Source organism: Tateyamaria sp. ANG-S1, assembly GCF_000814025.1.
Lineage (GTDB): Bacteria > Pseudomonadota > Alphaproteobacteria > Rhodobacterales > Rhodobacteraceae > Tateyamaria.
Map to the genome: position 1 here is coordinate 1 of NZ_JWLL01000005.1, position 12,811 is coordinate 12,811.

Annotated in this window: 13 protein-coding genes; 5 read left to right on the top strand and 8 right to left on the bottom strand. The window is 58.2% G+C overall.

Translation table 11 applies throughout. The features are described 5' to 3' along the window. Nucleotides 1-1,170: 1,170 nt before the first annotated feature. The 6 genes from RA29_RS07350 to RA29_RS07375 form a co-directional block, all read right to left on the bottom strand. A complete protein-coding gene (locus tag RA29_RS07350) occupies nucleotides 1,171-2,496 on the bottom strand; it encodes an HlyD family type I secretion periplasmic adaptor subunit (RefSeq protein WP_082029473.1) in 1,326 nt (441 codons plus the stop codon). Continuing rightward, nucleotides 2,493-4,157 (bottom strand): peptidase domain-containing ABC transporter, encoded by a 1,665-nt coding sequence (locus RA29_RS07355; RefSeq protein ID WP_052249524.1) that lies wholly within the window; start codon nucleotides 4,155-4,157, stop codon nucleotides 2,493-2,495. The genes RA29_RS07350 and RA29_RS07355 overlap by 4 nt, the downstream gene beginning before the upstream one ends. A 664-nt stretch (nucleotides 4,158-4,821) precedes the next feature. Next, entirely contained in the window at nucleotides 4,822-5,388 is a 567-nt protein-coding gene (locus RA29_RS07360; protein ID WP_241462566.1) for a transposase, read from the bottom strand. Between the two features lie 277 nt (nucleotides 5,389-5,665). Next, the gene (rlmH, locus tag RA29_RS07365) at nucleotides 5,666-6,136 is read right to left on the bottom strand and encodes a 23S rRNA (pseudouridine(1915)-N(3))-methyltransferase RlmH (protein WP_039684583.1); all 471 of its coding nucleotides are present in this window, start codon (nucleotides 6,134-6,136) and stop codon (nucleotides 5,666-5,668) included. Nucleotides 6,137-6,151: 15 nt separating this feature from the next. Continuing rightward, complete coding sequence (gene rsfS / locus RA29_RS07370) at nucleotides 6,152-6,637, bottom strand: ribosome silencing factor (protein ID WP_152612961.1); 486 nt, start codon at nucleotides 6,635-6,637, stop codon at nucleotides 6,152-6,154. A gap of 20 nt (nucleotides 6,638-6,657) precedes the next feature. Beyond that, nucleotides 6,658-7,185, bottom strand: a complete 528-nt coding sequence (locus tag RA29_RS07375; RefSeq protein WP_039684585.1) for a hypothetical protein — start codon at nucleotides 7,183-7,185, stop codon at nucleotides 6,658-6,660. Nucleotides 7,186-7,255: 70 nt separating this feature from the next. Here RA29_RS07375 and RA29_RS21780 point away from each other — a divergent pair, with 70 nt between their 5' ends. Both RA29_RS21780 and RA29_RS07385 read left to right on the top strand, forming a co-directional pair. Continuing rightward, nucleotides 7,256-7,789, top strand: a complete 534-nt coding sequence (locus tag RA29_RS21780) for a hypothetical protein (protein WP_052249525.1) — start codon at nucleotides 7,256-7,258, stop codon at nucleotides 7,787-7,789. Then, entirely contained in the window at nucleotides 7,789-8,016 is a 228-nt protein-coding gene (locus RA29_RS07385; RefSeq protein ID WP_039684587.1) for a helix-turn-helix transcriptional regulator, read from the top strand. The genes RA29_RS21780 and RA29_RS07385 overlap by 1 nt, the downstream gene beginning before the upstream one ends. A gap of 63 nt (nucleotides 8,017-8,079) precedes the next feature. Here RA29_RS07385 and RA29_RS07390 read toward each other — a convergent pair whose 3' ends face one another. Continuing rightward, a complete protein-coding gene (locus RA29_RS07390) occupies nucleotides 8,080-8,745 on the bottom strand; it encodes an MBL fold metallo-hydrolase (RefSeq protein ID WP_052249526.1) in 666 nt (221 codons plus the stop codon). Continuing rightward, on the bottom strand, nucleotides 8,742-10,145 hold the full coding sequence (locus tag RA29_RS07395) for a mechanosensitive ion channel domain-containing protein (protein ID WP_082029475.1): 1,404 nt from the start codon (nucleotides 10,143-10,145) through the stop codon (nucleotides 8,742-8,744). Before RA29_RS07395 ends, RA29_RS07390 begins: the two co-directional genes overlap by 4 nt. A 39-nt stretch (nucleotides 10,146-10,184) precedes the next feature. Here RA29_RS07395 and RA29_RS23180 point away from each other — a divergent pair, with 39 nt between their 5' ends. The 3 genes from RA29_RS23180 to leuD all read left to right on the top strand — a co-directional run bounded on the left by RA29_RS23180 (nucleotide 10,185) and on the right by leuD (nucleotide 12,578). Then, complete coding sequence (locus RA29_RS23180) at nucleotides 10,185-10,328, top strand: hypothetical protein (protein WP_241462567.1); 144 nt, start codon at nucleotides 10,185-10,187, stop codon at nucleotides 10,326-10,328. A gap of 57 nt (nucleotides 10,329-10,385) precedes the next feature. Further along, on the top strand, nucleotides 10,386-11,789 hold the full coding sequence (leuC, locus tag RA29_RS07400) for a 3-isopropylmalate dehydratase large subunit (RefSeq protein WP_039684589.1): 1,404 nt from the start codon (nucleotides 10,386-10,388) through the stop codon (nucleotides 11,787-11,789). A 183-nt stretch (nucleotides 11,790-11,972) separates the two neighbouring features. After that, complete coding sequence (leuD, locus tag RA29_RS07405; protein ID WP_039684591.1) at nucleotides 11,973-12,578, top strand: 3-isopropylmalate dehydratase small subunit; 606 nt, start codon at nucleotides 11,973-11,975, stop codon at nucleotides 12,576-12,578. Nucleotides 12,579-12,811 lie beyond the last annotated feature (233 nt).

The window sequence follows — 12,811 nt, forward strand, 5'->3', positions numbered from 1 at the left end:
CGGGCCAGGTGCCCGGCAAACAGCAAAAGGTGGCCCGTTTTACGGAGTGCCATAAAAGTGTTAGAGGAACACAACATGTTCGACAAAGATGATGTCCGTTCGGCCGATCTCTTCGCTCCTGTCAGATTCGGTGGCGGTGGCGGTGGGGGTGGGGGTGGCGGTAGCAACCCAAACATGCGCCAGATGACGCCGACAGGGACGACTTACAGCCCACACCACCCTGGATATGGTCCGCCAAATTATGGAGCCATGAGCGAAAGAATTGGCAACTGGGGCAGGGCTGTCGGATGGGCAGCCGCGAGCACTGTGCCTGCATCCAGAGCCGGCGGTTTTGCGGTTGGTGTTGCTGGTGCCGCTTACGAAGGCTACCGTGCCGAGGCCAGAACCGGTGATGATGGATAGCCGCTACACATAACATCCTTGTAAGGGAGCTTCTCGTGATGAATTGGCTCTCTTACGCTAAGGATGTGTGTCCCACCAGGTGATTTGAGCAGTATAGCGAGGAAGTAGTAATTTGGGCACCGATAGGATAAAAAAAATAGTATTGGGAATCTCTGTATTTTTAAGTATCGGGATAATTGGTGCGCAAAATTATGTGCGGTTCTCTGACGGGATTATTCTTTATTCAATGTCCGCACTATTTTTAATATCTGTATTATATATCTCTTTGCTGGCGGTGATATATGTTGCCATCAAAGCCTTAAAGAAAATAAAAAACGATAGAGATTCATAGAATTTGCATCAATCCTCAGCGATTTAGTAGGTCTAGAATTCTATCGTTGCCTATTGTGAGGTATGTGATACTAGGCCAAGCCGAGCTAACGAATACGTAACCCGCTCAAATACTATACGGGCTACTTGCAGTTTACACAAGGGCGCCATGAACGACCTAGTTTTTCCACTCCTACTAACCGCATGCGTAATTCTTACTAGTAGATTTCTTGGCGGGGTAAGATTTAGTTTAAAGTCTTCGTTTGGATACTTAATCTTTCTCGCTATCGCCATTTTGGGAGGCTTATACTTCTGATTTGCGGTATAAGCCTTATTGTAGTGTGTATGTTGGATGGTTCCCGATTTATAGGAAACAGTTTTGGCTTTGCCTTGGTGTATGGGGTAAAGATTTCCGTTTGGAGCGTGTACTAGAGTCAAGCTTATACCGACATTGATTTTTTAACGCTCGCCTAAAGCACCTTGTAGAGTTTCTACAATCGGCGCAAAAAAGTAACTGATCAGCCTGCGCTTATCAGTTGTCACATCCACCTTCGCCGTCATACCCGGCCTGATCTGAAACTCTTGCCCACCGCTTTCAAGTACATTCTTTTCAGGGCGAATGCGCACGGCAAAAGCCCAGACCCCCTCGCTGACTTCTGTAGAGTCGGCGGCCACATCGGTAACAATACCCCGCGCGAACCCAAACCGTGCCGATGGGTAGGCATCGAGATTGATGTTCGCCCGCTGCCCAACTTCCATGAACCCGATATCGCTGTTGCTAAAGGCAGCTTCAATCTCAACCGTCTGGTCGTCCGGCACAACTTTCAGGAGGTCTGCACCGGATTTGACGACAGCACCAATCGTGTAGGTTTGGAACTCATTGACTGTTCCCGACAAAGGCGCACGAAGCCGAGCGGCTTCGATGCGGCGTTTGGCGGTCACTAGCTGCTCGGTCAGCGTGGCGAGCCGGGCTTCGATTTCCGAACGGCGCGTTAGAAGTCTGCTGCGTTGTCCTGCGATCAGACTCCTGCGCTCCGCCCAGATTGCCCCTTCTTGCGTTTGCTTTTGCTGCAACTCCCGCAGATAGACCTCCCGCTCCTTTTCCAGCGCGGTGAACGCTTCCTGGATATCCAGGAAAGAGGCGCGGCTTGTGATTTCACGCTCCAGCAAACCTTGCGCGACACTCAGCCTTTCATCTTGAATGCCGATGGCCGCGTCGACACGGTTGATGTTGGCTTGTGTCACCGCAACAGACTGTGAGTTGGCCTCGATCCTTGCTTTGAACTGATTGAACGCTGCCTGCAGGTCGGCGATTTCGGCTAACAGCAGTCTGCGTTGCTCCCCATGGAACACTTGGTCGTCATGTTTGGCGAAGTCAAACGCTTCGATAACACCCGCTGTTGCCGCGTCTTCATCAAGCAACCCGCTATCAATGCCCGCAACCAGGGCGGCGATGCGTGCACGCTCGATCACAAGCCGGTCCATTTCTGCCGCGACTGTGTTCGCTTCTGCTTCCGCGTCGGTCGTGTCAAATGCGACAAGCGTGTCACCGCGCTGGACCCGGGCACCGTTTGCCGTGTGGATGGCAGCAATCTTTCCGTCAAATTCGGGCTGTACGACCTGAACCCGACTGAACGGTACAACCTTGCCTTCACCGCGCGCGACCACTTCAACTTTGAAGATAAAGGCCATTGCGATGATCACGACGAAAACGGTTATTGTGAACCAGATGGTTGCGTGCAGCGTGGGGGATTTCACGCTCATCGGCTCAGGGATTGCGCTCATGATAGAGCCTCAAAATCAACCACCTGATCGGGTTTGTGAAAGACATCCGGCCGGTGGGTGATAACGATCACGGTCGTCGTTTGTTTGAGCCTCGTGAGCTCTTCAACAATGATGCGTTGGGCAGCGTCATCCAAAGCGCTGGTTGGCTCGTCCAATATCAAGACCTTGGGTTTCTTCAGCAACGACCGCGCAATTGCAATGCGCTGGCGTTGTCCACCTGACAAGGCTGATCCACGCTCTCCGACGTCTGTGTCCAACCCCAAGGGCAGGCGCGCAACCACGCTGTCCGCGGCTGCAGTGCGCAACGCTGCTTGCAGATCGTCCTCGTCCGCGTGCTCTTCGCCAATCAACAGATTTTCACGCAGTGTTCCGGAAAACAAATAGGGCTCCTGCGGGATGTAAGCGATTTTTGAACGCACATCATGCGGCTCGAACTTACTGATGTCTTCACCTCCCAATCGAATATGTCCCTCTGACGGCACATCAATACCCGCCGCCAAACGGCCGAAAGTGGACTTTCCAATGCCCGATGGCCCAATGATCAGGGTCAGGGTGTTTGGATCTGCCACAAACTCAAAGCGCCGGAAGATAGGCGCACTGTCAGTGTACCCAAAAGAAACCTTTTCAAAACTCAGCCGAGGCTCCACATCAGACGGGAGTTTTGGGCGTGTGCCAAACGGTTCCATAGGCGTGTTGACGATGTCGCCCAATCGCTGCCGGGACACGCGAATATTCTGCCAGCTTTCCCACAAGCTGGAGAAGTTTGCGATAGGTGCAGTGACCTTTCCCGCCAAAAGGTGAAATGCAATCAGCTGCCCAAGTGTCATTTCGCCTGCAAAAACCAGATTTGAACCGACAAATATGATTGAAATCGTGACACTGCGCTCAACGACAAATGTCAGCTTGTCGCTAAAAATGTTCAATAGACTGACGCGATAGCTTGCCTTGAGGCTGTCATGTAACGTTCTGTCCAGGCGTTCCAGCATCTTGCGCTCGGCGCTCAACGCCTTGACCGCAGCGACACCCGAAATGTTGTCGACCATCTGAGACTGGTGGCGCGCGCCGGTATCAAACTGCGTCCGCAACCGGCGCCGCAAAAAGGGACCAAATGCAAGATAGATAAAGGCTTGTAGGGGCAGCGCCACCAACACAATCATTGTCAAAGGCACTGACAAGGCCAGCAAAACAGCGATGTAAATGACAACGAACAACAGATCGAGAAAGACACCGGTTGATGTTCCCACAAGGAAGTTCCGGATTGTATCCGTCTCTCCGATGCGGGCGATCGTTTCACCGACAGACCATTTGCGAAAGTGACTGAAGGGCAGCTTGAAGAGGTGGTCAAAAATACGCCCGCCGAATTCCCGCGTTACCTTGTTTGCCGTCAGCACACCCAGAAGGCTGGACAGGACTTGAAATCCGATCTGGAACAGGCTCACCGCAGCAAAGACGGCAACGACCACGATCAGCGATGCCTCCCGCTGGAACGGCAGGATGCGGTCAATAATCACCTGAAATATGAACGGTTCGACAAGCCCAAGGAGACGCAGACAGATCGCCAGAAAGACGAGTTCAAGATAAAGCGGGGAGTACTTCCAAAGCGAACGCGTAAACCACGACAGAGGTATCTCGCGCCCCTGGTTTCGCTTCTCTTCCGGCACGTACCATCACCCTGCTCACGCCAACCGATACTACCGTAGGTTTAATTTTAGGGTAAGACAATTGCCGCGAGCCCATCATCTTAGGTCGTGTGGACCGCGGCATGCCTCCTGCGCGGTATCCTGCCATTCCGGTGTTTTCACAAAGCGCAGCTTGGCTCTGTCTGAGGTATTATTACGCTGCCGCACCAGATCAAGATAAAGCCCGCCACAAACGAAGACGCAGCATCAAGGCATTGCAGTTTCGGGGCTTATGACGCCACGCAGGGCAAATGACAGGGTCACCTCCCAAGGTCCGATTGCGCTCTAATACGCTTCAAAGACCCTTGGCTTCGATCAGCTCACAATATTTCGGCGACTCGTCACGAAACACGTCTTTCACTTTGCGAATTCTTGCGACAGTGCGCTCGCCGGAGGCAACAATACACCATCGGAGATCGGAGTTTTCGCTATCGTCTACGGGCCTATTCGTGAGTTTTATCATCTATCGCGACTCAAGCTTGCAGAGCTTCGGGCACAGCGTTGAAACGACGCTGGGGGATAGAGCGCCCCGCTTTGTTTCGCGCTTTTAAGGCGCAGCAGACTTTCTCGGCGTCATCTATTACCCGGCAGTGCGTGTTTACACGCACAAGAGGGCACAGACCTCGTCTGGTGAGGGACGATCCCGTCATTGAACTTTGGAAGGCAGTCGGATCGTAGCAGCCTCCAAAGGTTTGTGACGAAACTCAATGTTGTCAGCCCACATGCGATGCATGACGACCGCCAGTTTTCTGTCGACAGCCACAACAGCGCGACGGCGGCCCTTTCGGCACATGAGGCGCAGACCCCAGCTCTTGATCTCGGAACTTGCGACCGATCTCATCATCATTGCGTTGGCTGCCGCGTAAAGCGTTGAGCGGACATCACAGTCACCAGCCCTTGAGATGCGGCCTGGATTGTCCATCTCGCCGGACTGATATCGTCGCGGTGTCAGTCCGAAGTGGGCCGCGACCGTTCGGGAACTGCTGAACCGTGCCGGATCATCGACAGCAGCTCGGACGGTCAGGGCCGCAATAGGTCCCACTCCAGGAATTGCCATGAAGCGCAGGCAGTTCACGATATCCTCGATCTCGCAAGCTGCGACGCGTTTAAAGACATGCTTACCAGATGCGTCCATTACGCAGACGGCCACAGTCCATAGCGATACGTCCAAGCCAACAAAGTAATCCATCTCGTTCTCCTCAGGTTGCAGCAAATACCGCAACTCTATCGAGAACTCGGCCCAACTACGTGGTCGGCCCGATGACCCATGCTTTGTCCGCAATGCGGTCAGTCGAAGACATTGAGCCAATGACCGCTTCCGGCTTGAAGCAGCACATCCTTAGAACAATACCGCTGGTTGATCCGTGAGGTCTATGCTCACCACAAACCCTACTAACGAGCGAGATCGCACCCGACTGCAATCAACGCTTGTGCGAGGGGGCAGCGCCCCCATTCACAAAAACAGATCGCGTCGCGCAGCGGCCTTTGGATCACACCCTATGATAGGGCGATCCGGCCAGGATCGACGCAGCACGATAAAGCTGCTCAGCCAGCATCACCCGCACCAGCATATGCGGCCAAACCATCGCGCCAAATGATAACAGATGATCCGCCTGCCCCCGCAGCGACGGATCAATCCCGTCCGCCCCACCAATGACAAAGACAACATCGCCACGCCCCGCATCCCGCCACCCGGCCAAGCGCTTGGCAAAAGCGGGCGAGGCCTCGACCTTCCCCCGCTCATCCAGACAACACACCAACGCCCCTTTCGGCAGCGCGCGACGCAGCAGGTCGGCTTCGGCGGCCATGCCGCCACCTTTACGGTCTTCGACTTCATGTACGGAAAGCGGGCCTAGCCCAAGGGCCCGGCCCGTGCGGTCAAAGCGGGTGACATAGTCGGACACCAAATCGCTCTCTGGACCGCCCCGCAGGCGGCCCACCGCGCAGATATGCACACGCATCAGTGCCGGGTCAGATCAGTTGGCGGCAGCAGCGCTTGGCTGCCACATCTTCTCCAACTGATAGAACTCGCGCACCTCGGGCCGAAACACGTGGACGATCACGTCACCCGTGTCGATCAGGACCCAATCGCCTGTGTCCTTCCCTTCGGTCCGTGTCGCGATGCCGAAGGTCGCCTTCAGCCGCTCCACCAGCTTTTCCGAGATCGCCGCCACCTGACGGGACGAGCGGCCAGAGCAAATGACCATGTAGTCGCCCATAGCGGTCTTGCCGCGCAGATCGATCTGCACGATGTCTTCGGCCTTGTCGTCGTTGAGGGAAGAGAGCACAGCCTCAAGGATCGCCTCGCTTGTGGCTTGCGTTTTTGGGGCGGCCATCACAGCCGCGGCTCCATCAGCGGCTTGTGCCGCGTCAGCAGAGAATGACAGGACATTGTCCTCCTTGGTCAGCGCGCCGCCAAAACCCGCGGCGCTGGGGTATTGGAATGGTAGCAATGCTGACATGACATTTCAATGAATGCGGCTCACGGACATAAGGTCAGCTCCTCCAATGCCGCCATTTCCAGCGCGTCGGCCAATGGCGCGTCGCGCAGCAAGGGCAGGAATGGCCCATCTGCGGCAAGGCGGATATCCACCGACACAACGACCCTATCCGGGATGTCAGCTGTTTCGCTGCAGGGCTCGAAATCAATGCTCAGACTGCCTGTGACACCGTCGGGATCCGCCGCCTTCCGCGCCCGGATCTCCGCCTGCAATGCCCGCAGGTCGGCATGGGAGGCGGGCTCCACCTGCAGCACGTCGCCCACCATCGTGATCGGGTAGCTGCCAACCATCTCTGCCCCATCCGCGTCGGTGGCGCGCAGCCGGAGGCTGCCGGACCCGGGCAACAGCCCCAGCCCCTCGGGCAGATCGACACGCAAGGCGATGTCCGCAGGGTCAGCGGACAAGGGATCGAGCCCGCGCATCTGGTACAGGGTCGCAGGGACGACGGTGGAACAGGCCCCCAGCCCCATAGCCATCAAAAGAAGCGCGCCGAGAGCAATCTCTTTCATCAGAATTTATCCTTTCGAATCATTTTTTATTGTTTTACATTAAATTTTAGTAACCGAATGGGAAACACAGATGCAAGACAGTTTGATCGCAAGACGCGCACGACAGTTCGAATGGGCCACAATCGGTTTGCTGACGGTGCTGATCGTCGCAGCCGCCATTGCCATCGCCGATGGCGGCCTGTCCGTCGCTGACCTGCGCGCGGAATACGACATCAGGCATTTCCCCGAGACGCCGACACTCTGGTCCGTGACCCTGTGGCGCGTGATCGAAATCGCCTCCTACATCCTACTCCTGTGGGTGCTTTGGTGCGTGCGCGGCTGGCTTGCGGCCTGCGCCGATGGCGAAACCTTTCAGGGCGACACCGCCCGCCGTGTGCTGCGCATCGGACAGGGCCTGCTGGCCCTCGCTGTGGTCGAGATCGTCAGTAACACGGTCATCATCCTTGCCCTGACGTGGAACAACCCGACCGGGGAGCGGACGCTTTCGATCACCATCGACGGCTCCGGTCTATTCCTGCTGCTGGCGGCGGCCCTGCTGACCCTGTTCGGCTATATCCAGTCCGAAGCCGCGCGGTTGATGGCCGAGAACCGGGAATTCATCTGATGGATATTGTTGTCCGTCTCGACGTGATGATGGCCCTTCACAAGATGAAGGGCCGCGATCTGGCGGCCCAGATCGGGATCACAGAACAGAACCTAAGCCTGCTGAAATCCGGCAAGGTCAAAGGCATCCGGTTCGAAACACTGGCCAAGCTGTGCGAGGCGCTGGACTGCCAGCCGGGCGACCTGCTCGAAGCCGTCGTGACGGAGGATACGGGCACCGCCCCCTAAGCCATCAAGGCCGAGGTGAGGGGGAGCGGCGAACGACATCACCGGCAGCACTTTCACACACCGTCAGGCGAGTGTGTCCGCAAACGCCTTGAACGCGGCACCATCGACCGCCGGACCATGACCAAAGGCAACGCGCCGGGGCCGCAGATCCGCCAGCTTGCGGATAGAGGCGCGCGCGGCGTCCATGTCCCAGGTCGCAATCTCCAACGGCAGGCCAAGGCGCGGCGCCGTTGTGAACAGGTTCATACCCACTGCCGCATCGCCCGCGATCAAAACCCCATCCGACGCCCGCCAGAAGGAAATATGCCCCTGCGTGTGGCCAGGCGTTTCAACCACCTCGAACCCGCCGACCTTGTCCCCTTCGACAAGCGTTCGGGCGACCGGATACCCCTCACCTGCAAAGAACCGTTGCTGCATCTGCGCCATCAGCGATGTCGGGTTGGGAAAGGAGCCAAGGACATAGCCCGTTTCTGCCGCCTCACGCTCGGCCCCATGGCACATGAGCGGCAGGTTCAGCGCGCGGCACATCTCGGCCGTGGCGCCCTGATGGTCGGGGTGGGCGTGGGTCAGCACATGGGCCGACAGGGCCTTGCCGCGCAGGGCCTCCAGCAGCTTGCGGCCCGACCGTTTGACGCCCGCATCCACCAGCACATCGCCCAGCAGGTAGCAATTCACCGACTGCCGCGGCATCACCGGGATCTGCCACGCCGCCTCACCGATTTGGATCATGATCCGTCGTCCTGTTGCCCGCCCTCGCCCAACAACCGCACCTCGCGCTGCGGGAATGGGATCGAGATATCGTTCTCTTTGAAAATGTCCCAAAGTGCCAGATAGACGTTCCCGCGAATGTTTGTCAGCCCCCCCGTCGGGTCCGTAATCCAAAAGCGCAGGATATAGTCCACCGAGCTGTCGCCAAAGCCCACGATATGACAGACGGGCGGACGAGACGACAGCACACGCTCCACCCCCTTGGCGGCTTCGATGGCCAGCTTGCGGACCTGATGCGGGTCGCAGCCATAGGACGTGCCGAAATAGATATCGAGCCGCACGAACTGATCGGAGTGGGACCAGTTGACGACCTGCCCGGTGATCAAATCCTCGTTCGGGATCAGGTACTCGCGCCCGTCGCGGGTCACAACCGAGGCATAACGCGCACCCAGCGTCTGGATCCACCCGAACGTGTCGCCCAGAGAAATCACATCCCCCGGCTTGATCGACTTGTCGAGCAGGATGATGACGCCGGAGACAAGGTTCGACACCACCTTTTGCAGACCAAAACCAAGGCCCACGCCAATGGCACCGGACAGCACCGCAAGGCCCGTCAGATCAATGCCCAGCGCCCGCACGCCCGCGTAAAACGCGATGGCGTAGAACACGATCTGCACGACCTTGACGATCAGCACCCGCATCGAGGGCGAGATATCCTCGTTCGCCTGCACGCGGCTGGACGTGGTGACGGTGACAAAGCGGGCCAGCGCCAGCAGGCACCCGATGATGACCACACCCTGTACGATCAGCAGGGCCGAAATGCGCATCTCGCCAAAGCTGATGGCAGCCGCGTCCAGCAACTCCGCCGCCTCGTCCACGACGCCCAGCACATACAGCGTTACGTAAATCGACGCGCCATAGCGCACGACCCGGCGCAAAAACAGCGACCGGATCAGCCGCGTGGCAAAGACCACCAGCAACCACGCCGTCGCCAGTGTCGCGATGACGCCCAGCACATAGGACCGCGACGGCCACGTCACCTCGCGCATGATCCAGACGACAATCCAGATCAGAAAAACGAAAAAGATGGCCCGCAACCGCTGGTGCACCACGACCAGCACACGCATGCGCCACTTGGGCCAGCCCTCGCGCGTGCCCATCCATTCACGGATGCGGGGGCCCAGCAGACGGCGCAGCAGGTGCGCGCCCAGAAACACGGCCAAGGCGATGCCAAGCTGGTAAGCCACCCAAGGGCGCAGCAAGGACGACACCAGCGTCTCGGCCTGCGCCAGCAGCAGGGTAAAGAGCGAGGTGACAACCTCGACCAGCGTCTCGCCATCCTGCGTTGCGCCCAGCGTTGCGGCCTCGGCCGCCGAATTCAGCGCATCCGCGATTCCGTTGCCGCTGCCCTCGTTGCTCATCCCGCCCCTCCGCTCTGCACAACATGCAATGCCCGGGCCATGCAATCAATTGCAGCCTCGCTTGATCGGCGCATGGAATCCCGTTATCTGGCAGACATGACACGCCTCTTTGACATGGATGACCGCGCACGGCTGCGCGAACGCTTTTTCGGGGCGACGCACACGGTGCTCGCGCGCCTATAAGCGCGCACATTCCCGTCATCCATTTCAAATACAGCCAATCAAAGGGAGAGGACCAACATGTCCCCCAAAACGCTCTATGACAAAATATGGGATGCCCACGTCGCGCACGAGGCCGACGATGGCACCTGCCTGCTCTATATCGACCGCCACCTGGTCCACGAAGTGACCAGCCCGCAAGCCTTCGAAGGGCTGCGCATCGCGGGCCGCAAGGTGCGCGCTCCAGAAAAAACCATCGCCGTGCCGGACCACAACGTGCCGACAACGGCGGGGCGCGAAGACCCCAAGAACATGACAGAGGACAGCGCCATTCAGGTCGCCGCCCTCGACAAGAACGCCAAGGACTTTGGCATTCACTACTACCCCGTGTCCGACGTGCGTCAGGGTATCGTGCATATCGTCGGCCCCGAACAGGGCTGGACGCTGCCCGGCATGACCGTCGTCTGCGGTGACTCGCATACTGCAACCCACGGTGCCTTCGGCGCGCTGGCGCATGGCATCGGGACCAGCGAAGTGGAGCACGTGCTGGCCACCCAGACGCTGATCCAGAAGAAATCCAAGAACATGAAGGTCGAGATCACGGGCAAACTGCGCCCCGGTGTAACGGCCAAGGACATCACCCTGTCCGTCATCGGCGAAACCGGCACCGCGGGCGGCACCGGCTATGTCATCGAATATTGCGGTGAAGCCATCCGCGATTTGTCGATGGAAGGGCGCATGACGGTCTGCAACATGGCGATCGAAGGCGGCGCACGCGCTGGCCTGATCGCGCCGGACGAGAAAACCTTTGAATACGTCAAGGGCCGTCCCCACGCCCCTAAAGGCGCGCAGTTCGAAGCCGCGCTTGCATGGTGGAAAACGCTCTTCTCCGATGACGACGCCTATTGGGACAAGGTCATCACGATCAAGGGCGAAGACATCGCCCCGGTCGTCACATGGGGCACCTCGCCCGAAGATGTGCTGCCGATCACGGCAAATGTCCCCTCCGCCGACGACTTCGAAGGCGGCAAGGTCGGCGCCGCCCAGCGCTCGCTCGACTATATGGGCCTGACACCGGGCACGCCGCTGTCGGACATCGAGATCGACACCGTGTTCATCGGCTCCTGCACCAACGGCCGGATCGAGGACCTGCGCGCGGCCGCCGAGATCCTCAAGGGCAAGAAGATCAAGGTCAAACGCGCCATGGTCGTCCCGGGCTCCGGCCTTGTCCGCGCACAGGCCGAGGAAGAAGGGCTGGCGGACATCTTCAAGGAGGCCGGTTTCGAGTGGCGCCTTGCAGGCTGCTCCATGTGCCTTGCAATGAACCCCGACCAGTTGGCCGAGGATGAGCGTTGCGCCTCCACCTCGAACCGCAACTTCGAGGGGCGTCAGGGCTACAAGGGGCGCACGCACCTCGTCTCCCCCGGTATGGCGGCGGCTGCTGCGATCACCGGCAAGCTGACGGATGTACGTGAACTGATGTAAGGTGGGCAATCTGCCCACCACCCCCTCCCATTCGTTAACGGTGTCTTACCGCACCATGACGATGGGGGTGCACAGGGGGTGTACGCATGGTGCACGGGGGGTGACAGGCCCTTTTCACGGCACCAACCACAAGATGTAGGGTGGGGTTTCACCCCACCGCCTTTCCAGAAAAGGTTAACGAAAATGGACAAATTCGAAACACTGACAGGGATTGCGGCGCCCATGCCGCTGGTGAACATCGACACCGATATGATCATCCCCAAGCAGTTCCTGAAAACGATCAAACGCTCGGGCCTTGGCGCAAACCTCTTTGACGAGATGCGTTTTGACCGGCAGGGCAACGAAATCCCCGATTTCGTGCTGAACCAGGACGCCTATCGCAGCGCGGAGATCCTCGTGGCTGGCGACAACTTCGGCTGCGGCTCCTCGCGCGAACACGCGCCCTGGGCGATCAAGGACTTCGGCATTCGCTGCGTCATAAGCACCTCATTCGCCGATATTTTCTACAACAACTGCTTCAAGAACGGCATCCTGCCCATCGCCCTGCCGCAAGAGGCCGTGGACGTGCTGATGAAGGACGCGGAAAAAGGGGCCAACGCCCGCATGACCATCGATCTGGAAAACCAGACGGTCACGACCTCGGACGGCGAAAGCTTCAGCTTCGAGGTGGACGCCTTCAAAAAGCACTGCCTGCTTGAAGGGCTGGATGACATCGGCCTGACCATGGAAAAGGCGGCCAGCATCGACACGTTCGAGGCGCAGGCCAGCCAGGCCCGCCCTTGGGTGTGATCAAGGATTAACCAATCCGAACTATAAAAGAGGCAGCGGTTATGCCTCTCGTGGGGCGCAAACACAACATGTTGCGCCCCGCCAGAATCCCGCCGCAGAAATGATGCACAAACGCACCACACGCACCCTCAAAAAGTCCAAAGCTTAACGTTTCATTAACCCTGAGCTTGAGACACCGGGGCAATCAAGGCACAAATGTGTCGAGAATGAGGCACCCGCCTGACCCGGTGGGA

Excerpts from the sequence above, each read along its gene's own strand:
- rlmH (WP_039684583.1), bottom strand. The coding sequence starts at position 6,136 with ATGCGTGTGCATATCTGCGCGGTGGGCCGCCTGCGGGGCGGTCCAGAG.
- RA29_RS07395 (WP_082029475.1), bottom strand. The coding sequence starts at position 10,145 with ATGAGCAACGAGGGCAGCGGCAACGGAATCGCGGATGCGCTGAATTCG.
- rsfS (WP_152612961.1), bottom strand. The coding sequence starts at position 6,637 with ATGTCAGCATTGCTACCATTCCAATACCCCAGCGCCGCGGGTTTTGGC.
- RA29_RS07390 (WP_052249526.1), bottom strand. The coding sequence starts at position 8,745 with ATGATCCAAATCGGTGAGGCGGCGTGGCAGATCCCGGTGATGCCGCGG.
- RA29_RS07375 (WP_039684585.1), bottom strand. The coding sequence starts at position 7,185 with ATGAAAGAGATTGCTCTCGGCGCGCTTCTTTTGATGGCTATGGGGCTG.
- RA29_RS21780 (WP_052249525.1), top strand. The coding sequence starts at position 7,256 with ATGCAAGACAGTTTGATCGCAAGACGCGCACGACAGTTCGAATGGGCC.
- RA29_RS07350 (WP_082029473.1), bottom strand. The coding sequence starts at position 2,496 with ATGAGCGCAATCCCTGAGCCGATGAGCGTGAAATCCCCCACGCTGCAC.
- leuD (WP_039684591.1), top strand. The coding sequence starts at position 11,973 with ATGGACAAATTCGAAACACTGACAGGGATTGCGGCGCCCATGCCGCTG.
- RA29_RS07385 (WP_039684587.1), top strand. The coding sequence starts at position 7,789 with ATGGATATTGTTGTCCGTCTCGACGTGATGATGGCCCTTCACAAGATG.
- RA29_RS23180 (WP_241462567.1), top strand. The coding sequence starts at position 10,185 with ATGCAATCAATTGCAGCCTCGCTTGATCGGCGCATGGAATCCCGTTAT.
- leuC (WP_039684589.1), top strand. The coding sequence starts at position 10,386 with ATGTCCCCCAAAACGCTCTATGACAAAATATGGGATGCCCACGTCGCG.